Below are 21,301 nucleotides of genomic sequence, written 5' to 3' on the forward strand. Positions count from 1 at the left end.
ATCGGTTTTTCAAAAATCGGCGGCGTTAAACGCAGCCGCCGTCCGTATTAATATCAATGTTTTCTTTTTCCGCCGCTTTTGCTTCCGCTTTGGTTAAATCGGCTTTTTTAGTTTTTGATTTTGTTTTCTTTTCGTCTTTCGTTTTTGCTTCGTCCTTTGTTTTCGTTCCTTTTTCGTCTTTTGCAGCCGGTTTCTTTTCCGTTTTCTTGTCTTTCTTTCCGGTTTCCATTAATTTCGGAACGATTTCTTTCGGGTCGCCGATTGCCTCAATCTTGCCGCCTTTCATGTAAGCGACGCGGTCGCAGACTTCGTGAACGAAATCCATGTCGTGAGACACAATCACAAACGTCTCACCGAGTTTCTCGCGGGCGTTTAAAATCGAATTCGTAACGGACGCGCGCGTCAGGGGATCCATTGTTCCCGTCGGCTCGTCCATAATCACAATGTTGGGCTCTTTCATCAGCACCTGCGCCATTGCGACGCGGTGTCTTTCGCCTTCGCTGAGCTCGAAAGTTTGTTTATTCAAAATGCTTTTCGCGCTCTCTTCCGTGAATCCGGCAATTTTCAGCGTCTGAATCGCTTTTCGGATGCCGAGTTCGTACGGCAGGTCTAAGCTGATGGATTCCGTTAAGTTTTCAATCACGGTGCTGTGCGGATACAAGCAGTATTCCTGATACAAAATGCCCATGTATTTGGTCGCGCGTCCCTTGTTGTCAACGCCCGGGACGGACATGTCCACCCATTCGTCTCCGACGCGCACCATCACTTCGCCGCTGGTCGGCGGCACAACGCCGATTAATATCTTAGACGTCGTTGTTTTTCCGGCGCCGCTCTCTCCGATTAAACCGAAAATTTCGCGCTCGTAAACTTCAAAAGAAACGTCGTCAATCGCACGAACAACGCCGCGGTCAACCGATACGTATTTTTTCGTCAAATGTTCGACTTTAATAATCGGCTCACCAAATTCGGTCGGCTTTTCGGTCACGATTTCAGTGTATCCTTCCAAAAACTGATCGACAATTTTCTGCGGGTCACCGATGCCGATGACTTTTCCTTCGTCCAGCAAAACGGCTTTGTGCGCGAGTTCCAAAATCACAGCCGGCCAATGAGATGTAATAACCATCGTCATGCCGCGTGTTTCAACGGATTCCATGAGGATTTTGTGAACCAAATCAGCGTTCATCGGATCAAGTGTTCCGGTCGGCTCGTCCGCAAGCAAAAGAAGCGGCTCTTTAACGAGCTGGCGCGCCAAAACGACACGCTGTTTTTCACCGCCGGAAAGCTCGCGCGCGATGTGGAGCATGCGGTGAGAAACGTTGACTTCTTCGAGCAAATCCGCCGCTTTTTTAATTGTATCGGTTCCCTTGTAGCCGACTTCATTCAGCGCGTTTAAAATATTTGTCAGAACGCTGTCATCGCCGTAAAGCGCGAACGTTCTTTGAATCATAATTGAGATGCGTTTTGTCACATCTTTGCGTTCTTCGTCGTGAAGGCCGGCGGACGCGAAATCCACCGTCATCGGCTCGTATTTGCCGTCGCAGCCGCAGTTGCATTTTTTGCCGGCCATGCTCGGAAACTCGACATGGTGACAGCATTCGCATCGGGAAACGTTGTATAAAACTTGACCGGAAACGTTTCCGATCGCTTCCGTTCCTCTTAAAACGTGCATTAAAATTGTTTTTCCGGCACCGCTTTTTCCGAGAATGCCGACAACTTCGCCTTCTTCGACTGTTAAATTCACGTCTTTTAACACATATTTGCCGTCAAAATCAACGGACAAGTTTTTCACTTCAATGAAAGCAGACATAATAACTTCCTTTTCCTGTTTATTCATCTGTTTGAAAGCTTCTTTTCCTTTCCTGAGCTTGCAAATTTTTCTATACTGCGACCGTTGCAATATTGAAAAGGCAGTTTTCGATTTTTACAGATTTGAAATCAGAGTTTTTAAAATTTAATTGAATTTATTAATGAATTCATAAAATTTAATTTGAATTAGAAATCAGATATTTCATCTTGGATTCTTTATTTATAAACATTACAGATTTTTAACGTTTATAATTTTATTCAAGGATGTATGATTGTAACAAGGCGGTGCATTCTCCCAAATCGTCGACAATTTCATCCGCCGCGTCTTTGAGTTCGTCAGGGGTGTGATAATTGCTCCGGCTGACTAAAATTCCGTAGTCGGCGGCCTGAAGCGCCAGCATGTCGTTAATGCCGTCGCCGACCATAATGACTTTCGGATAATGGTTTTGAAGGTCAAAAATGATTTCCTGTTTTTTGGAATCATTGCAAAGCCCGATTACATTTTCCGTTGCAATGCCGAGTCTTTCGGCGACGCGGTTCAAATTCGCGTAATCGTCGCCGGACGCGACAAAAATATCGCAGTTTTCTTTCGCGGCGGCGACTACATCTTTGGCGTTGTCGAAAAGTTTGCCGCCGGTGCTCATCACGTGTGTGATTTTATCCTTTTTCGAATCCGCGACAAACCCGAAAACTTCGTAGACAATGTCTTCAAAAAATGCTGTCGCTTCTTCATTCGTTTCTAAAAATTCGGCCATTGTGGTTTGATCGTTTAAAAGAATGCGCGAGATGTCGCCGCTGTTAAATCCGGGTGTCGCGTAAGCCACGCCGAACGGAATTTTTTCTTTTCTGAGAAAATCCGACAGCAATCGCTCAGGCGGCTGATTCTGAACCAAATCCAAGGGCGCGTCCATTATAATTAAACCGCGCCCTTCGCTTTCGGAAATTAATTTTAAATTGTCGGCATCCAACATGATTTTTCCCGTCTCCAAGTCCTTTGTGACCCGGTACATTTCAACCAGTGTGCCGGCGCAGTCGAAAACAACGGCGTTTTGTTTAAAAGAATCCATAGCAAAAAAACGGTTAGGATATGTAAATAGGTTTTGATTTTGATAAAACCCGGATTCGAATTTGTTTTAATTTGAGAAAACCGTGATTGGGTTTGTTTTTATTTTTCGAAAGCCGGGCGACTCGCGCGCGACGGGGGCTGCAGCGTTGACGACGGCAGCGGCAACGGCAGCGCAAATCAGAGGGGCTGTCCCCGTTCGCGCAGCGAACGGCTGCTCTAAAAAGCAGATGCAAGTGGAAATGCAAACCGTAAGATAGCCGCAGCAAACGCAAACCGTAAGGTAGCTGCAGCAAACAACACAAAATGAAAACAGCTGTAAACAAAAAACACAGCAAAGAAAAATAATAACGAAAAACGGACTCGGAATAAAAATAAAAAAGAAATAAAGTCGAAATAATAACGAAAATAAAAAAGAAATAAAAGCGGTTTCAATTACATGAAACGCTTTCTGTTGATTTCTGTCACGGCGCTTTCGACATTGTGGTTCAGCTTGTGAAGCTGGTTTTCAAGGTCGGCTTCAACCGTCATGATGCTGACGCGAATCGCTTTGTCGCGGCTTTCCATGCGCTCTTCCATTTCGTTGAGACGGCTGTTGACGGATAAAATCATGTATGCTGCAACGCCGACAACGATGAGGAGACAGAAAATGATGACCCAGTTGTACGGGTTGTAAACGAATCTTTGAAGCCATGCATATGCCATCACAAGTGTGGCGATTTCAATGAGAAGAAAGGCAATAATGTCTTTTGTATTCATACTGTTCACCTGTTTGGTTTTGAATAAATTTTTGAAATGAATTAAAATCAATGAATTGTGTGAAAATGATAAATTGAATCTTTTAATTCGAAAAATCGTTTTTATGCTGCGCCGGATTTTATTAAAATCCTTATTCTGTTTTTAGCGCATCTTTAATTGTATAAAAGAGTTTACGAAAGTATATAAACATTAACCTAATATTCATATTCAAAATTCTGTATGTCGTTTTCGTTTTTAAATCGGAAAACCGGCAGTTTTACAAATTCGTTTGTTTCATAATGATTCGTAAAGTGTTTTCGCTTTATGATTTTATAAGTATATTTATTCCTTACACATTATTATCATTTTATTTGATTGATGAGGTTTTTTTCTTGAGCTCCGAAAAATCCGCTTTTTCCAATAAATTGGAAGATTTGATCCCTTATTTTATCATGGGTCTTTTTATTTTGATTGTTCAGGCCGGATCGCTTTGGCTGTCGGCAACGGATTACATTGCAAGCCAGCCGCCGCTTGACAATCCCGAAAGCGTCGGCTATTCAATTTATTACATTGTCGTTTTGATTTTGTTCACGGCGCTGATTATCTTTTTGATTAAAATCAACAAAACTTTCGTCATCCGCGGAATCATTTACGCCGCAATCGCCGTGACGCTTTACTATGTTTTTGTCGCGATTTTAGACAAAGCCGTCGGATTTTCAACTCTCACCTGGGGAATTTCAGTTGCGGCAGCTCTTATCTTTGCTGTTTTGCTTTACAAATATCCTGAGTGGTATATTATTGACTTCGCCGGCCTGATGATTTCAATCGGCGCCTGCGCCGTCATCGGTGTTTCGCTGTCCTACATGCCGATTATCGTTTTAATGGTCGGTCTTTTGATTTACGATTTCATTTCCGTTTACAAAACAAAACACATGCTGACGCTCGCAAACGGCATGATGGATCTGAAACTGCCGATTCTCTTTGTGATTCCGAAAAGCTGGCGCTACTCTTACATCGAAGAGGATTTCTCAGACGATGATGATGACGAAAACGGTGATGAAACCGGCGGCAATGAATTGACAGCAAAAGAAATCCTGGAAACTGCGGAAATCGTTGAAGTTGTGAAAACGGAAGACGCAAACACGTCTGAAATCACCGCCGCAACCGGCGAAGAAGCCGCAGAAGAAATCAAAAAGAAGAAGAAAAAGTCAGACGCGCTTTTCATGGGTCTCGGCGATGCCGTTATTCCGACGCTTCTGGTTGTTTCGGCCAATCACTTTATCGAACACAGCGGCTGGATTTCAACACCTGCGCTTTGCACAATGATCGGGACTTTTGTCGGCTTTGCCGCGCTGATGTATGTTGTTTCAAAAGGAAATCCGCAGGCGGGTTTGCCGTTTTTGAACACCGGCGCAATTCTCGGATTTGCGGCCGGCGTTTTGATTTCTGGCGCGACAATTTCGCTCAGTCTCGGATTTTGAGCGGATTTACAAAAAGCAATCCGTTCGTCATTTGTTAGGGAATCTTTATTATTCTGAAATGAATTAAGATTCCTTATTTCACAAATTTATTATTTTAATACAAATTATTGATTTATTGACTATTAATTATCGAGGCGCATTATTATGAAATTTGATCCGGAACAAGTTCGTCGGGAAAAAAACGAAAATTTTGAAAAAGCGTGGATTGAATCCGGAAAATATATTCAAAAAAACACGCTTGAAGAAAGTTATCCGCGCATGAAGCCGGTTTTCGGAAAACCGCATCCCGTTTATGAAACGATTCAAAAATTAAGAGACGCGTACATGCGCATGGGTTTTGCCGAATACATGAATCCGCTCATCGTTGAAGAGCGCGACATTTACAAACAATTCGGCGACGAAGCGCCCGCCGTTTTGGATCGCTGTTTCTATTTGGCCGGCCTCCCGCGACCGAACGTCGGCATTTCTGACGAACGCATTCGAAAAATCAAAGAAATCATTGTCGGAATCGAAGACGACGGCATTGAAATTATCCGAAAAGTGCTTCACGCTTACAAAAAAGGAACAATCGAGGGTGATGATTTGGTTTCCGAACTTGCCGAGCAGCTGAACGTGACCGACATTTTCGTTGCCGAGCTCATCGAAAAAGTCTTCCCCGAATTCAAAGAACTCAAACCGGAAGGCACAACAAAAACGCTTCGCAGTCACATGACCAGCGGCTGGTTCATCACGCTCTCCGAGCTTCTTGAACGAAACGAGCCGCCATTTTCCCTTTTTTCGATTGATCGCTGCTTCCGCCGCGAACAGCAAGAAGACGCGTCGCGCCTCATGACTTATTATTCGGCGTCCTGCGTTATTATGGACGAAAATGTGACGGTCGATCACGGAAAAATGATTGCCGAAGGCTTGCTTTCTCAATTCGGGTTTGAAAAGTTCATGTTCCGCCCCGACACGAAACGTAGCAAATATTACGCGCCCGATACGCAAATCGAAGTTTACGCTTATCACCCGAAATTAGATGGTTCGGACACAAAATACAGCGACGGCTGGATTGAAGTTGCGACATTCGGCATTTATGCCGCGCCCGCGCTTTCCGAATACAACATTTCAATGCCGGTCATGAATCTCGGCCTCGGTGTCGAGCGCCTGGCAATGATTTTGTACGATGCTAAAGACATGCGCTACATGACTTATCCGCAATTTTCACAATACGGCGACTGGGAAATGGAAGATTCCGAACTGGCGCGCCAGGTGGAATTGATTCAAACCCCGAAAACCGATGCCGGGCGCGAAATCGCTGACGCGATTGTTGACGGTTTCCGCGAACACGGCAAAGAAGCCGGCCCTTGTTCTTTTGAAGTTTGGAAAGGTGAGTTGTGCGGCAAAACCGTCACTGTTACAATTGCAGAACCTGAATCCGACACATCACTTGCAGGCCCGGCAACGTTTAACGAAGTGGTCGCGTTCGGCGGCGACATTCTCGGCGTTCCGAATCAGAAAAAGTGGGAAAAAGCGCTTGAAAACCATTCCGCACGAACCGGATTTACGTTTGTCAATGCATTTGCGGTGGCAGCAGCGGCAGAAGCGGAGGAAGCTGTGGCGGCAGGCGCGTCCGAGCATGAGTCGCGCGTTCGCATGGTGAAAATGCTCTCGGAAGTCAACATGAAGCTGACCGATCTCGGGCAGCGCTACATCACCGGCAACAAAAAGAAAATCGATGTTCGCGGACCTGTGTTTACAACCGTTTTGTTCAAAATCGAATGAAAATAAGGAAAATAAGTAAAATTTGAATGAGTTCGAATAAATTTGAATAAATTCGAACCTTTCAATAAATTCGAAATTGTGTCAATCCGTGTCAAAAGATATAAAAGCGAACAAATAATTTATATTGTATTCCCATATATACTCTAATCATTCATTCACAATTCTTTTAAAATTATTTCACACATCTATTCAAAGGCGAGAAAATATGCGTACCGAACTGACTTCACTTTTTGGACTTGACATTTATACCGTCAACGGTATTTATGTCGGAAAAGTCACTGATTTAATTATCGATGTCGAAAGCCAATCCGTTTCCGGAATCATTGCAGACCATGTCAATACCGATGTTTTTGACGTTGCAGGCGACGGCATTATTATCCCGTACCGCTGGGTTGTTACCGCAGCAGACATCGTTTTAATCCGCGACGTGATTCGCAGATTCCAAAAGAAAGGCGACGATTGAGTCGTTTTTTCTTTCATTTTACTTTTTTCTGATTTTATTATTTCTTTAAATTTCTGATTTCGCTGCTTAACTTTTGTTTTCGGCAGATAAGCTTTTCGATTTTGAAAATTTCGATTTCTTTATCTTTTTTTGCGGTTTGAAACCGATATGAATGAATCATATTCTTTTTACCGGAATTCGGATTTTCAAAATCCGTTTTTTAATTGTATCGCGGAAGACTCGGCAAAATATGAAATCCTAAAATCTTGTTACCGTCGAAATGATTTATCGGCAGCTGAAAAAATTTCTGTCGGGAATTATCAGGATGTTCATGAATTTCATTTTCAAAAAACGGATTGGAACATTGAACTTCCTGAGATTTGGAAGAACAAACCTTACTGCTACGTTATTAATTCATACTGCCGCAATTCTTCTTTCTTTGAATCTCTATCTTTGGAAGAACAAAGTTTGGTTCGAAACAAAATTTCTAATATTGATCGGGCGATTTCTAAAAGCCGCCTTCAAGCATCAAGATTTGTTTATCGCGGTGTGTCTCTGATCTTGATTGGTTTTCATGCCGGCCGTATATTAATATGAATTTTGATGAAAAAGCATACGGCAGTTTCAGTTTGCGAATTGAAAACGCTTTAAAATATACAAACGCAAATTCACCGATTCTTTTTCAGTTACTTCTAACGCCTGAAATGCCTGCGCTTTATATTGATGAAACTGAATTTGAAGTTTTAAGACCAAGAAATCTTTCTTATTCAATTTCAGAAATTGGTATTAAAAATATTGAAATCGAAACAGATATATACAAAAATGTTCAAGTTTACACCATACAAGAATTTACGGAGTGACTATTATGTATTCAGAACCGTTTCATGTTATGTTTGAAATTAAAGGGCGTGCCGTTTTAACTCCTGAACAGGAAGCAGAACGGAAACGAATTAATATATTAGCTAAAAAAGATTGGGAAGAACGCATGCAGCGTGCAAAAGCCGGTCTTCCTTTTTAATTCATTTTTCAATTTATTTTTAATTTATTTATGTCAATTTCATCATTTTTTCTATTTCTTTCCATTTTTCAAATTTATTTTTGACTTATTTTTATCCATTCATTCTAATTCATTTTGTCATCATTTCATTTCGTTATCTAAAATTAATTTCGTTTTAACGAAAATATTTATATTCAGTGAAATCCTTCCCTTGTTGAAGCTTACTTCAAAAAAGGAGAATTATTATGAAAATGTGTATTATTTATTGGAGCGGTACCGGCAACACGGAATCGATGGCAAATTTGATTTGTGAAGGCGCAGTTTCCGCCGGGGCCGATGTTTCGCTTAAAGAAGTTTCGTCTGCGTCCGCTGCGGATGTCGAAGGCGCGGACATCACCGTTTTCGGCTGCCCGTCAATGGGTGATGAAATTTTGGAAGAAGACGAATTTGAACCTTTCATGAGTTCCGTTACAAATCTTTTAAACGGCAGAAAAATCGCTCTTTTCGGTTCTTACGATTGGGGCGACGGTGAATGGATGCGCATTTGGGAATCCGATGTCAAAAAGGCCGGCGCAAATCTCTTAAAAGACGGATTAATCGTCAATTTGGAACCGGCCGGGGACGATATTGAAAAATGCCGCAATTTCGGAAAAGAAATCGCAGGATTATAAATTTTTCATTTTCTTTCTTTTTTAAACCCTCTCGCGCCGCACAAATGTGGCGCACCCTCTCTTTCTGTGTTTTTTGATTCTTGTCTTTTTTGTATTGTTTTTGCTGCGGTGCTTTCGCGTGCGAATTGGCCGGGTTTATACCAAATCAAAAAGCGTGCTTTTTTGAAAAACAGAATGATTTATATCTTTAAAAGGCACTCATTGTAAAATTCAGAGCATTCTTTTTATTGAATCGAATCTGAGGCGGCGCCCCAAAGGAAGCGGCGCTGAATTGCAATTTATATTTACGGAGTTTTTGGATGACCCCTGAAGAGAAGATCGAACGAATTAAATACAACGTGGACGAAGTCGTCACGGACGAAGAACTGACAGAATTGATTAAAACAAACCCGTCTCCTAAGGTTTATGTCGGTTATGAGCCCAGCGGACGCATTCACATGGGACACGTTCTGACGGTCAACAAGTTGTTGGACTGCCAGAAAGCCGGTTGCGAAGTGACTGTTTTACTTGCGGATGTCCACGCTTATCTCAACAAGAAAGGCACTTTTGAGGAAGTCCGCAAAATCGCGGATTACAACAAGCGCTGCTTTATCGCGCTCGGTTTGAGCGAAGAAAACACCAAATTCGTTTTGGGTTCGGACTATCAGTTGGGTCAGGAATATATGATTAATGTTTTGCAGATGGCAAAATCCGTCACGCTCAACCGTGCAACGCGCAGTATGGACGAGGTCGGCCGCGCCATGGACAATCCGATGGTTTCGCAATTGGTCTACCCGATTATGCAGGCAATTGACATCGCCTTATTGGATGTTGACATTGCCGTCGGCGGCACCGACCAGCGCAAAATTCACATGCTGGCCCGCGAACACCTTCCGGAACTCGGCTTCAAGAAGCCGATTTGCATTCACACGCCGATTATTTCAGGCTTTGACGGCAACAAAATGTCTTCGTCCAACGACAATTTCATTTCCGTTGACGACACCGCCGAAGATGTCGCGCACAAAATCAAAAAAGCATACTGTCAACAGGGCGATATTGAACAAAATCCGATTATGGAACTTTTCAAATACCACATTTTCCCGCGCTACGAATCAATTACAATCGAAAAGCCGGAAAAATTCGGCGGAAACGAGATTTACAATTCTTACGCTGATTTGGAAACCGCATTCGCCGACGGCAAAATCCATCCGATGGATTTGAAAAACGCCTGCACCAAATATCTCAATGAAATTTTGGATCCGGTCAGAGCGGTTTTGCTTTAAATTTTGAATTTAATTTTTTTCTTTTCTTTTTTTTAATTTTTCTTCAAAACCGAAGGTACGGTTTCGATTATTTTTTGAAAATCGAAGGCGTGGTTTCTATTATTTTTTGAAAATCGAAGATGCGGTTTCAATTCTTTTTTGAAAAATTGGTGCGGCTCGCGCGCGGCGACGGCGCAAGCGGCAGGCAGGCAGCGGCGGCAGGCAGCGGCGGCAGGCAGCGGCGGCAGGCAGCGGCGGCAGGCAGCGGCGCCCCGTTCGCGCAGCGAACGGCTGCTCTGAAAATCAGATGCAATGCGGGACGCAAACAGCAGCGTAAGCGGTAACATGCAAACTGTAACCAAGCTGCAATCGAATGGCAACAATGTCAAAAATAATTTGAAAAAACTGAAAAAAGATGAAGCTGAAAAACAATTAAAACAATATTCGTTTTTGTCGTTTTTCATTTCGTCATTTATTTAGCCGAAATAAATTCGTTTCTTTATGCATTTCATTTTAAAAACGGTTTCAATTGACATCAATTTTGAAGTTTCGGTGCCGGTTTGATTGAATTTTAAATCCTTTCGGCTCACGAAAATATTAAAAAGAAAATCGCAATAATTACAGTTATATTCTTGAAGTGAGTAAAGAGAAAATCACTCAACTTTCAATTTCGTTATCATTATTTCAATTATTGTTTCAATTATATTTCGACTATACATTACATTTATCAACAATTCAAAGGTGCACTTATGCTTTACACTTATCAGGACGGAACAGAGCTCCCGATTCAGCGGGATTTCATTCAGGATCTGAAAAATTACGTCGAATGTCTTGAAAAAATTCTGCCGCTTGAAAACCAAATCATGGAACTCAAAGATTTGGAAAAAGATCAAGGCGCTTTATTTGAGCGCAAAGTCGCCGTTTTCAGCAGCTTCAAAGACAATTTAATGCACAGCATGCCGTCCAATTTGGATTTGGATGACGCCGCTTTGCTTGAGCCGTGCATCAATGAAATTATGGAAGTTTGCGACAAATATATCCGAAAAACGCACGACGATTACGAATCCGAAGTCTATGTTATGAAAAGAGATTCCGGTGCCCAAATCAAAGCCAAAGAACTTGAAATCATCAAAATTTTAAATCCGTTTTTAATTTCAAGCGTTTACGGCGCCAAACGCGTCTACGACATTTCTTATCACGAAACGCTCGGCGGAACACTTTATTGCTATTCTTCCGGCCTTCAATTCAATTATAAATTACACTTCTCCGATGAGCGACTGACCGTTCAGCGCTTGCTCGGCGACTTTTCGCTGCCGGTCATGGCGACAACCGGATTGTTCACCAAAGAGCACAAACCGCGCGTCCTCAGCCTTTCGGAATATTTGGTTCTTTCCATTCAGTACGACGATTTGTACAATTTCTCACTGGATTTGGAAAACAAAAAGAAAATTATCCGCGTTGTCCGCAAGAACGGCAACTTCTCCATTTACGATGAAGGCCGCGACATTACGGCCGACACTGATTTGGCGTCTTTGATTGAAGATGCCGCACTTCAAAACATTCCGAAAAACATTATGGAATACATTCGAAAAAGCGTTTCCGCTTTTGAATTGACGGACATTTTAATCGACGACGACGACGCGATTGTCAACAATCTAATTTTCGACTGCATGAAAATTATCGCGACGCAATACGGTTCAATCGTTGCCGAATGCATTCGCAGAAGCCCGATCAAATCCGAAATTTCCATCAAAGTGCAATTGGAAGACGGTACAAGGACAGAAAAATACATTTCAAAAGACGAATTGTATTCTTCACTCGCCAACATCGGCGGCGACGGTCTTGAAATCGCCAGCTTAATCGGCGCGGACGCGGAAGAAATTGAAAAACCGAGCGGTAACAACCGATATTTCATTGTCTGACGGTTTTGTATCTTTTATTTTATTATTGAATTAAATTGAAATATTTTTTTCAATAATTTATTAATTTATTATTTCTCAATTTTATTTTTATTCGGGTTAAAAAATGGATGAGTCATCTGAAATCAAAAAAAACCAAACGGAATTCGTTTCCGGTGAACGCATTCGATTCGGTTATTCCCCCGAAGAAATCACAATTGACGAGCTGATGGCGCGCCAAGGCTACGCGAAAGCAGGCGCTCATTCCGCTGTTAAAACCTGCGCCTGGCTTAAAAATTCCATGAACGGAACCGGCGTTTGCTACAAATCTTCTTTTTACGGTGTCACATCGCATCGTTGTCTTCAAATGACGCCGACGCTGATGTGCAATCAGGAATGCGTTTTTTGCTGGCGCCCGACGGAGGTTCCCGCGCACGCGCCTGAGGAGTGGGACACGCCTGAGAAAATCGTTGAAGAAAGCATCAAAGCGCAGCGAAAACTGATTACAGGTTTCGGCGGTTCTCCGAATGCCGTTCCCGGCAATTACGATGAAGCCAAAAATCCGTCAAATGTCGCGATTTCGCTCTCCGGCGAGCCGACTTTTTATCCGCGTTTGCCCGAATTGATTCAAACTTACGAAAACGCCGGCATGACGGTTTTTCTCGTGACCAACGGAACGCAGCCGGAAATGCTTCGAAAAATCCGGCCGACGCAGCTTTACATGAGTTTAGATGCGACAACGCCTGAAATGTATGACGAAGTCTGTCGGCCGAAAAGTCCGCGCCTCTGGGAAAAAGTAACGGAATCGCTGGCCGTTCTCAAAGAAAAGAAAGAAGAAGGCGTCAGAACCGCGATTCGAATTACCGCCGTCAAAGGCTTAAACATGACAGATGCCGCCGGCTACGCCGAATTGATTCAAAAAGCGAAACCCGATTTCATTGAAATTAAATCTTACATGCATGTCGGGTTTTCCCGCCTGCGCCTCACGCGCGCCAACATGGCCGAGCAGGATGAAATTCGAAAATTCGCAAAAGAAATCGGCGATCTTGCCGGTTACAAATTCGCCGGCGAATCCGAGCCGAGCCGCGTTGTTGTTTTATCGGAAAACGGCGAACTGTCTGATGTTTCAAATGATTGAAATTAATTGAATCGGAAGACTGAATCAGGAAATTGATTGAATTTGTTGAATTTGATAAATTCGAATTCATTATTTTCTGTTTATTTTTATTTATTACCATTCAATTTTATTCGTTTTTATTCAATTTTTCTTCTAAATTTCCATTTTATCGGCTTTTATTTTGTTTTTGGTTTTAATCCTCTTGTTTTGTCTGATTTATCGAATCGCGTTGACTTTGTTACCAGGTATGCTATCAAATTATCGGCCGGCTCGTTATATTCTGTCTTTTTTCTTTGTATTCAGTCCCTATGTGGGGGCTGTAATCGTTTTCGGGGTTTGTATTCAAACATGGTGGTAAAAAGCTTATTAAACAAAAGAACAGTTATTAACGTTTCACGAAAGTTCCCGATTATTTAATTGTCGGGATTTTATATTAATTGCAGAGCGATCTGCGTTTTTCAATTCACGGCGGCATTTTTTAAATTTACCGCATTGAAACGAAATCAAAAAAAGACAAGATTTGGTTTGCTTGTCTTAATAACAGAAAAATCAGGTGAAAGTTTGTCAAAAGTCATTATTTATACAACAGATGTCTGTCCGAAATGCAAAATTTTAAAGGGATTTTTCCAGTCCCAAAGCGTCGCTTATGAAGAAATGGACATGAGCACGCCGGAAGCCTTAACGGAACTTGCGGTCAACAATATTTTTACAAACGTCGCGCCGGTTCTCCAAATTGACGACAAATTTCTGACCTACAAGGAAATTTTTGACGGAACCGCCGTCAAAGAAGACCAAATCATGACACTGATTGCGTAAATAAACGCAATTCACTCGCCACGCGGTATTGAACCGCTGTCATCTATCAATCAACCTTAAAAACGAACGTAAACGATTACGGACTTCACACATTTCCGTTCCGATTACTTTCACATGACTTGCATTCAGCTTATCAAATTATTCATTATCATATAAATTTAAAAATAAACTAAAAACGGCCTAAAAACAAAAATCATACACGGTGAAACGACTTATGTCAACAGAACTCAACAAAAATACAGAAGGAAAAGACAACCGCCAAGTTCAGCAAACACTTGACGGCGGAACGATTCCGACAATGCCGAAGGTCAGAACAACCAACGGCTACATGATGGACTGGGACCGAAACGAAATTGTCCGCCAACTCCTGAAAGAAACGCCGCTCGCGGAGCGTTTCTACGGCGTTTCCGGCATTTCCAAAGAGGAAGCGTCCGAAATCGCGAAAGAAGCCGAAGCGCGCATCCGCAAAATGGGTGTCGAATTCCTTTCCGGTCCGCTGGTCCGTGAAATCGTCAACTGTATTTTGTTGGAACACGGCCATTCCGAATGGCGTAATGTTATGACAAGAGTCGGCGCATCCGTTTATGACGCCTGTGAAATCGATACCGGCCTCGGATTCGAATCTCACGACAATGCCAACCAGTTAGACAACGCCGAAACGTCTCACAAAAAGAAAGCTGACAAAATGTCAAAAGAACAAAACCTTCTTTTGATGCCGGGAAACCTCGCCGACCTTCACTTAAACGGCGATTTCCACATTCACGATTTGGAATACTTCGGCACGCGCCCGTTCTGCCAGGACTGGGATCTTCGCTACTTCTTCTACTACGGCCTCATGCCCGACGGCGTCGGCGTTCAGTCCAGTGTCGCAGGCCCGGCCATGAAAGCGGAAGTTGCAATTTTGCACGCCGTTAAAGTCATGGGATCCGCGCAAACAAATTTTGCCGGCGGTCAGGGTTTCTACAATTTCTTAGCTTTCCTCGCACCGTATTTCGTTGACAAAACCGACAAAGAGCTGGAACAGCTCATGCAGATGTTCGTTTACGAAATGATGCAGATGATGTGCGCTCGCGGCGGCCAGACCGTTTTCTCATCCGTTCAGCTTTCTCCGGGCATTCCGAAGCTTTGGAAAGACAAACCCGTCGTTGCGATGGGCAAAGTTTGGGACGGCACAAACGGCACCAAGAAATGGGTCTACGGTGACTTGGAAAAGGAAGTCCGCAAAGGATTCCGCGCGCTCATGGTTGTCATGCTCAAAGGCGACGACTGGGGAAAGCCTTTCAGCTTCCCGAAGCCGGAAATTTCAATCGAACCCGATTTCATGGAAGAAGATGAAGCGTTTAACGCCGCCAACCCCGACGTTTTATCTTATAAAGAGCTTTACCGCCTCACATTTGAATTGGCTGCCAAATTCGGAACGCCGTATTTCGACAACCAAATCCCGGAATATCGCGGCGCCGGCGAAGGCATCAGCTGCTATCAGTGCTGCGCTTACCAGTTCTCCGCTAATCCCGAAGACGACGATCAATTCGATGAAAAGCTTTACTTCAAAGACGGCAAGCACTTTTCGATGGGCTCCTGGATGGTTATGTCCCTCAACTGCCCGCGCGCCGCTTACAAGGCCGAGCACGACGATCAGAAACTGATTGACGAACTCAAATATCTCATGAACAAATCCGTTGAAGTCTTCCGCGTGAAGAAAAAGTGGATGGACCATCTTTTGGACTGCAACAGAATTCCGTTTGCGGCAATGACGCCCAAGGATCCGACAACCGGAGAGCCGGGATGTATCGCCGTTGATTTCGATGCACTCGTTTACACAATCGGTGTCATCGGCATCAATGAAATGGTTCAGTATCATACCGGAAAATCCATGTACGAGTCCCCGGAATCTTTCAAATTCGCGGTTCGCGTCATGTATGAAATGAAAATGCACGCTCAGAAACTGTCTCAGGAAAACGGCATTGAAATCGCGCTTGCAAGAACGCCGGCGGAAACCACCGCTCAGAGATTTGCGGTGTCCGATTTGCTTCACCCCGAATATGCGGACAAAGCTGAAAACAACATGAACGGCGATGTCGAGCTGACGAAAAAGGAGCTCGGGACAACGAAAGACTTGCCGGTTTACTACACGAACGGCACGCACATTCCGCCGGGCGCCGACATTTCCGTCATTGAAAGAATCAATTACGAACAAACGTTCTTCCCGATCGTTGACGGCGGAAACATTCTGCACATCTGGCTCGGCGAGGGAACGCCCGACCCCGACGGACTTCAGGAAATGGCGATGCACATCGCCAAGAACACGCACACCGGCTACTTCGCGTTCACGCGCGACATGACGGTTTGTAAAGACGAAGGCTACGTCGCCTCCGGCATCAAAGAATGCTGCCCGAAATGCGGCTCAAACAACATCGACCATCTGTCCAGAATCACAGGCTATCTCCAGTCTGTTGACGGCTGGAACGCCGGCAAACGCCAGGAATTGGTGGACAGAACACGCGCTGATCCGAGAAATTTGAAGGTTTGATTCTCAAACTTTCTTTTTCTTAATCACCAAAAACGATTTTTAAAACGGATCATAAAAACGAACGAAAAGAAGCCACTTTAATCTCTTTTCACTTCTTCCTTTTTTATTTTTTTAATCTTCTTCTTGGCTTTATTGCTACTGTTTGCCGCCGCTGCGCCGCGCGCGAGCCGCATCGTTTTTCAAAAAATAAATTCAAACAAATGATTCGTTTTTAAAATAAAAAGAAAGGACGGCTGAATTTCAGCCGTTAATTTTCATCATCGTTTTCCATTTTTCTGCGGCAAATATAAATTCCGATAGCCGCAAGGAAAATTAATAAAATCGGCATCATATTCACTGCCGTTTCAACAGGCGGTGTCAAAATTTCGGTTTCAAATCCCTTTTCGGGAATTTCATTTTCGGGGGTCACAGGCGCTGCAACTGTTTCTTTAATGATTGCTTTGGAATCGGTTGTTGAGCCGGTGTTCTTGTTTTCCGTTTCTTCTTCGAATACTAAATACAAAGCGTCGGCAACAAAAGGCTGATTCTGCCATGCCAAAATCGGCAGCAAGTATCGGCTGTATTCGTCTTTCTGCCAGTTTGTTTTTGCAGAAAGCAAATCCCAAGCGCTGTTTTCATCAAAATTATCCCAAACATCCTCAGCGCTGATTTCAGTTCCGTGAATGCCGGTTTCAGTATCCATCAAAACGTTGCCGTTTTTTATGCCGTCCCAATTGAAACTGTTTTGAATCTGAACATTTCCGCTATCTGCCGAGCCGATTAAGCTGCCGGTATCTGCCGTTCCGTTCACATATCGATTCAATGCAAAACCGTTTTCGATTTGAATCTGGGAAGCGGCTGCAACAGTGCCGATGAGTCCGCCGGCTTTTCCGTTTGTTGTATGAATTGAATTTGTCGCGATGACATCGATTATTTCGGCATTGTCTCCGTCGGCAAAGCCGATTAAACCGCCTGCCGCTTCATCTGCCGTCACTGTTCCGGTTGTTGCGAATGATTCCGTTATTTTACCGGCCGATAACGCGCCGATTAATCCGCCTGCCGAATGTGTATTCGCCGTCACGTTTCCTTTCGCGAAGCTTTGAGAGACAATCGTTTTTTCGGCTTCTCCGATGAGCCCGCCTGCGTAAGCGTAGCCGGCTGTCACATTTCCTGAAAAGCCGCTTTGAGACACAGATGCGCTTTTTGAAACAAATCCGACGAGTCCGCCGGCATATTCGTTTTCAGAATAAACCTCTTTGACTTCGGCAAAACTGTTTGAGACGGTGATGTTTGACGCGTTTCCGATCAGCCCGCCGGCGAAATAAGTTCCGGTTGCTTTAACAAAATCGCCTTCAAACGAACAATTCGTCAAAACCGCGCCGTCGGCTTTTCCGATTAATCCGCCAACTTCTTCGAATGCCGAAACATTTCCGGATTCGACGGCGCAGTTAATAAGTGTTATATTTGTGCCGTTTCCGATAATGGTTCCTGCGGTGTAGTCCCCCGCAACAGATGTGTTTTCAAATTGAATTCCGGTTAAGACTGCGTTTTTCGCGAATCCGATGAACCCGACGTTTTCTTCCGCCGGTTTTTCAATTTTTAAATTATGAATAACGTAATTGGCTTGATTTGTCAGACTTCCTTTAAACGGTAAAGATTCGTTTCCGACAGGCTCAAAATTCAATTTTTCCGGCAGAAAAATGTCGCCGGTTAATATGTAATTTGCATTTGTGTGCCAGAATTTTTTCTGTCCGGAATCATCGGCATCGTATTCGTACACGCGTGTTCCGATCATTTTAAACTCTTCTTCCGTTTCAATGTAAACGGTTTCCGGGTAAAATGAAGTCAAAACGGGATAACCGTAATCTTCCAAAATGTACCAAACGGAAGATCCGCTCGGCTCATCTTTTGTAATGTCCCAGCCGGCGTTTTTAAAAACAGTTATGTTTTTCATTTCATCCGTGTTTTTTCCTTTGCCGCCTGATCCGCCGGCTGTGATTTCCGTGTTTGCCGCTGTTTTATCATAAAACGCATTGGAAAGGACGTTTTCGCCGGATTTAGCAATCAAACCGCCGGCGGTTCCGATGCTTTCAACAGAGCCGGCAGTGTAACTGTTTGCAATTAAAATGTTTTTTCCGTGAGCAATAACTTGTCCGATGAATCCGCCGGCGTTATTTTCCCCGGCTTTGACATCACAAACGGAATAAGTATTGTTTATTTTTATTTCATTTTTAGCGGTTGTATCATTAACCGTTCCGACAAATCCGCCGGCATCGCTTTTTGCATAAACATCTCCAAGCGCATAACTCTCTTCAATTGTTCCGCATTTCATTATCCCGATAAACCCGCCGGCTGAAGAGTTTTCGGCGGTTGTGTTTGTGACAGCGCGGCATCTTTGGATTGAGCCGTTGGTCATCTGTCCGATAAATCCGCCGGCTTCATCAAATGTTGAAACCGTATTGGAAACAAAAGAATCCTGAATGGTTCCGTTATTCATTTTTCCGATAAACCCGCCGGCATATCCGAGAGCAAGCGTTCCGTTGTCGTAAGTGTATCCGGAAGCATAGACGGATCCGGTCGCGTAACAATCGGAAACGGTGCCGTTTCGTAATTCTCCGATAAATCCGCCGGCTGTTGTTCCGTTTTCAACACTTGCGTTTCCGGTTGAATTACAGTTTGAAATGTGTATCAAAGCTGTTGTTCCTGTTTGCGAAACGGTGCCGATAAAACCGGCTGCCGTTCCGCCGCCAAGATCAAGGGAATTTTTACACGGCACTGTCATGCCGAAAGTGTTTCCGGTAGAAAAACAATCTTTGATATAAATATCATCAGATTTGGTAACGGAGGCGCCGCCGATTAAACCGCCGACGGTTGAGCGGGCAGAAACGTTTCCTGTTGCCGAGCAGTTTGTCACGTTCGTGTTTATAACTCCGCCTGCAAGACCGCCGGCCAGATGGAAGTGCGTTTTGATGTTGACATCCGAATAACAGTCTTTGATTGTGCTGTTGTCTGCTTTTCCGACGATTCCGCCGGTATAGCCGGCATTGGAAAGCCACAAAAGTCCGGTCAATTCGATTGATCCGTTGACGCTTGAGCAATTTATAATAGAAGAGTTATTGGCATGGCTGACGAGTACTCCGACGTTGTTGTGATCCATGATCACGCTTTCGATTCTGATGTTTTCCATGCGGACGTTTTTAATTTCTGAATTGTTGATGTACCCGAATAAACCGCTTCCGTTTCCGTCGGGCTGTCTGTTAAGCGGGTCTGTTGTTTCGGGCAGGTGGGTGAAATTATATATGGTGTGACCGGCACCGTCGAATGTTCCCGTAAACGGAAATTCTTTATTCCATGTATTTGCTCCTTGATTCCATTCGGTTCTTCCGATCGGTTCCCATGCGGTATAAGCGGACATGTCAATGTCGTTGTTCAGAATATAATTCGCAGTCAAATCTTCTCTGACGGCATTCAATTGTTCAAGATTTTCAATTTGATACGGATTTCCCAAACTGCCGTCTCCGCCTGCAAATAAAACCGGCGCGGCAGCTGCCGTTCCCCCTATAAGCAAAAGGAATGCCAACACCATTCCGATTACCAATAATAATTTGTTTTTCATGTCGCCCTCTAATATCGTTATTGTTGTTGTAATATTTCCTGAATTTTTTGTTAATTTCCATTAATTGATTTATTAATAAGAATTATTTCTGTTATTTATATTTGCTGTATTATTTTGTTTCGACGGTCTATTTTTATTTCATCAATTAATATTTTTAACCGTTTTATTCATAATGAGTCATAAAAAATCAATCGCATAAGCTCGGCGACAAATTGCGAAAATGAAAAAATGATTTATTATTTTAATTTCTCATTTATATTTTATTCTTTTAAAACGCGCCCGTTTTCATCCGTTTGCGTAAACACGGGCGTGTTTTTCAAATTCAGAAGCGCGATTTCAGCAAGCTCGTCCATTTCTTCGGGCGATAAAAAAGTCATTTTTTGAAAAATCGGATCGTTTGAATTGCCGCCTTTTCCTTGTTGAAGGACGTATGTCAGTTTTTCTTTTTGACGAATCTTTTCATTCAGCTGTTTTGAAATCGCCGCGATTTGATCTTTTGTTCCGACGAGTTCGGGAAAAGTGGTTGTTTTAATTTCAAGCGCTGCCGGGCTTTCGTCAATGATTTGAATTGTTTTTTGAATGTTTGAAACAATATCATCGGAATAAGCGCCGACGGTTTTTTCATAAATTTCAAGATCTAACGGCGCTTTAATATCAACGAAAAACTTGTCGGCGAGGTTTTTTTCAATCAATGAAGCCATCACGTCCGGATAATAACCGTTTGTATGAATGCCGACGAGGAGATTGTTTTCTTTGGCAAACGCCGCGATTTCCAAAACCGCGTCTTCCTGCATCAGCGGCTCGCCGCCTAAAAAAACAACCGCGCTGACATAGGGTTTGGATTCCGAAATCCGTTTTTTGACAAGTTCCAAATCCGTCGGGTTTGATTTTGTCAGCAAATCATAATTATGACAATAACCGCATCGGAACGGGCAGCCGTTTAAAAAGACGACAACGGATGATTTTCCGTGCCAGTCCACCGTTGAAAGCGGCACAACGCCGCCGACATTCGCATTCATAATTATCAAGATGAATAGAAGGTTTGAAGTTATTACTTTTTCGATTCGATTCGAATAAACCGTAATTGGGTTTTGATTTAATTTCTATAAATCCCGGGTCTCGTTTTGATTTATTTTTTTTAA

General features: G+C 43.3%; 18 protein-coding genes. 12 read left to right on the forward strand and 6 right to left on the reverse strand.

The annotated features are described in order from the left end of the window. Positions 1 to 25: 25 nt before the first annotated feature. The 3 genes from atwA to MmiEs2_RS00095 all read right to left on the reverse strand — a co-directional run bounded on the left by atwA (position 26) and on the right by MmiEs2_RS00095 (position 3,628). Complete coding sequence (gene atwA, locus MmiEs2_RS00085) at positions 26 to 1,807, reverse strand: methyl coenzyme M reductase system, component A2 (RefSeq protein ID WP_316559417.1); 1,782 nt, start codon at positions 1,805 to 1,807, stop codon at positions 26 to 28. 253 nt (positions 1,808 to 2,060) lie between these two features. Continuing rightward, positions 2,061 to 2,873, reverse strand: coding sequence for an HAD family hydrolase (locus MmiEs2_RS00090; protein ID WP_316559418.1), 813 nt, complete (start codon positions 2,871 to 2,873; stop codon positions 2,061 to 2,063). A 431-nt stretch (positions 2,874 to 3,304) separates the two neighbouring features. Next, complete coding sequence (locus MmiEs2_RS00095) at positions 3,305 to 3,628, reverse strand: hypothetical protein (protein ID WP_316559419.1); 324 nt, start codon at positions 3,626 to 3,628, stop codon at positions 3,305 to 3,307. Positions 3,629 to 3,999: 371 nt separating this feature from the next. Between MmiEs2_RS00095 and MmiEs2_RS00100 the strand changes: the two genes are divergently transcribed. The 8 genes from MmiEs2_RS00100 (at position 4,000) to MmiEs2_RS00135 (ending at position 10,224) form a co-directional block, all read left to right on the forward strand. Beyond that, the gene (locus MmiEs2_RS00100; protein WP_316559420.1) at positions 4,000 to 5,088 is read left to right on the forward strand and encodes a presenilin family intramembrane aspartyl protease PSH; all 1,089 of its coding nucleotides are present in this window, start codon (positions 4,000 to 4,002) and stop codon (positions 5,086 to 5,088) included. Between the two features lie 144 nt (positions 5,089 to 5,232). Next, positions 5,233 to 6,852 carry an O-phosphoserine--tRNA ligase gene (gene sepS / locus MmiEs2_RS00105; protein WP_316559421.1) on the forward strand — a complete coding sequence of 540 codons (1,620 nt, stop codon included), beginning with the start codon at positions 5,233 to 5,235 and terminating at the stop codon, positions 6,850 to 6,852. A 205-nt stretch (positions 6,853 to 7,057) separates the two neighbouring features. Next, complete coding sequence (locus tag MmiEs2_RS00110; protein WP_316559422.1) at positions 7,058 to 7,315, forward strand: PRC-barrel domain-containing protein; 258 nt, start codon at positions 7,058 to 7,060, stop codon at positions 7,313 to 7,315. 147 nt (positions 7,316 to 7,462) lie between these two features. After that, the gene (locus MmiEs2_RS00115; RefSeq protein ID WP_316559423.1) at positions 7,463 to 7,891 is read left to right on the forward strand and encodes an ADP-ribosyltransferase family protein; all 429 of its coding nucleotides are present in this window, start codon (positions 7,463 to 7,465) and stop codon (positions 7,889 to 7,891) included. Beyond that, positions 7,888 to 8,154 (forward strand): hypothetical protein, encoded by a 267-nt coding sequence (locus MmiEs2_RS00120; RefSeq protein WP_316559424.1) that lies wholly within the window; start codon positions 7,888 to 7,890, stop codon positions 8,152 to 8,154. Before MmiEs2_RS00115 ends, MmiEs2_RS00120 begins: the two co-directional genes overlap by 4 nt. 5 nt (positions 8,155 to 8,159) lie before the next feature. Then, the gene (locus tag MmiEs2_RS00125; protein ID WP_316559425.1) at positions 8,160 to 8,312 is read left to right on the forward strand and encodes a hypothetical protein; all 153 of its coding nucleotides are present in this window, start codon (positions 8,160 to 8,162) and stop codon (positions 8,310 to 8,312) included. Positions 8,313 to 8,536: 224 nt separating this feature from the next. Beyond that, entirely contained in the window at positions 8,537 to 8,962 is a 426-nt protein-coding gene (locus MmiEs2_RS00130; protein ID WP_316559426.1) for a flavodoxin, read from the forward strand. Positions 8,963 to 9,261: 299 nt separating this feature from the next. Then, positions 9,262 to 10,224 carry a tyrosine--tRNA ligase gene (locus MmiEs2_RS00135; protein WP_316559427.1) on the forward strand — a complete coding sequence of 321 codons (963 nt, stop codon included), beginning with the start codon at positions 9,262 to 9,264 and terminating at the stop codon, positions 10,222 to 10,224. Positions 10,225 to 10,351: 127 nt separating this feature from the next. Here the strand turns inward: MmiEs2_RS00135 and MmiEs2_RS00140 are convergent, their stop codons facing one another. Further along, the gene (locus MmiEs2_RS00140; protein WP_316559428.1) at positions 10,352 to 10,516 is read right to left on the reverse strand and encodes a hypothetical protein; all 165 of its coding nucleotides are present in this window, start codon (positions 10,514 to 10,516) and stop codon (positions 10,352 to 10,354) included. A gap of 436 nt (positions 10,517 to 10,952) precedes the next feature. Here MmiEs2_RS00140 and MmiEs2_RS00145 point away from each other — a divergent pair, with 436 nt between their 5' ends. From MmiEs2_RS00145 to nrdD, 4 genes are all read left to right on the forward strand, one after another. After that, a complete protein-coding gene (locus tag MmiEs2_RS00145) occupies positions 10,953 to 12,125 on the forward strand; it encodes a hypothetical protein (protein ID WP_316559429.1) in 1,173 nt (390 codons plus the stop codon). 103 nt (positions 12,126 to 12,228) lie between these two features. Next, complete coding sequence (gene twy1 / locus MmiEs2_RS00150) at positions 12,229 to 13,239, forward strand: 4-demethylwyosine synthase TYW1 (RefSeq protein ID WP_316559430.1); 1,011 nt, start codon at positions 12,229 to 12,231, stop codon at positions 13,237 to 13,239. Positions 13,240 to 13,779: 540 nt separating this feature from the next. Beyond that, entirely contained in the window at positions 13,780 to 14,034 is a 255-nt protein-coding gene (locus MmiEs2_RS00155) for a glutaredoxin family protein (protein WP_316559431.1), read from the forward strand. 214 nt (positions 14,035 to 14,248) lie between these two features. After that, positions 14,249 to 16,564 (forward strand): anaerobic ribonucleoside-triphosphate reductase, encoded by a 2,316-nt coding sequence (gene nrdD, locus MmiEs2_RS00160; protein ID WP_316559432.1) that lies wholly within the window; start codon positions 14,249 to 14,251, stop codon positions 16,562 to 16,564. A 247-nt stretch (positions 16,565 to 16,811) separates the two neighbouring features. On the opposite strand, the gene MmiEs2_RS00165 is transcribed toward nrdD, so the two are convergent. Further along, positions 16,812 to 20,159, reverse strand: a complete 3,348-nt coding sequence (locus tag MmiEs2_RS00165) for a GLUG motif-containing protein (RefSeq protein WP_316559433.1) — start codon at positions 20,157 to 20,159, stop codon at positions 16,812 to 16,814. Positions 20,160 to 20,419: 260 nt separating this feature from the next. Continuing rightward, the gene (locus MmiEs2_RS00170; RefSeq protein ID WP_316559434.1) at positions 20,420 to 21,178 is read right to left on the reverse strand and encodes an anaerobic ribonucleoside-triphosphate reductase activating protein; all 759 of its coding nucleotides are present in this window, start codon (positions 21,176 to 21,178) and stop codon (positions 20,420 to 20,422) included. Positions 21,179 to 21,301 lie beyond the last annotated feature (123 nt).

The organism is Methanimicrococcus stummii (assembly GCF_032594435.1).
In the GTDB taxonomy this organism is placed as follows: domain Archaea; phylum Halobacteriota; class Methanosarcinia; order Methanosarcinales; family Methanosarcinaceae; genus Methanimicrococcus; species Methanimicrococcus stummii.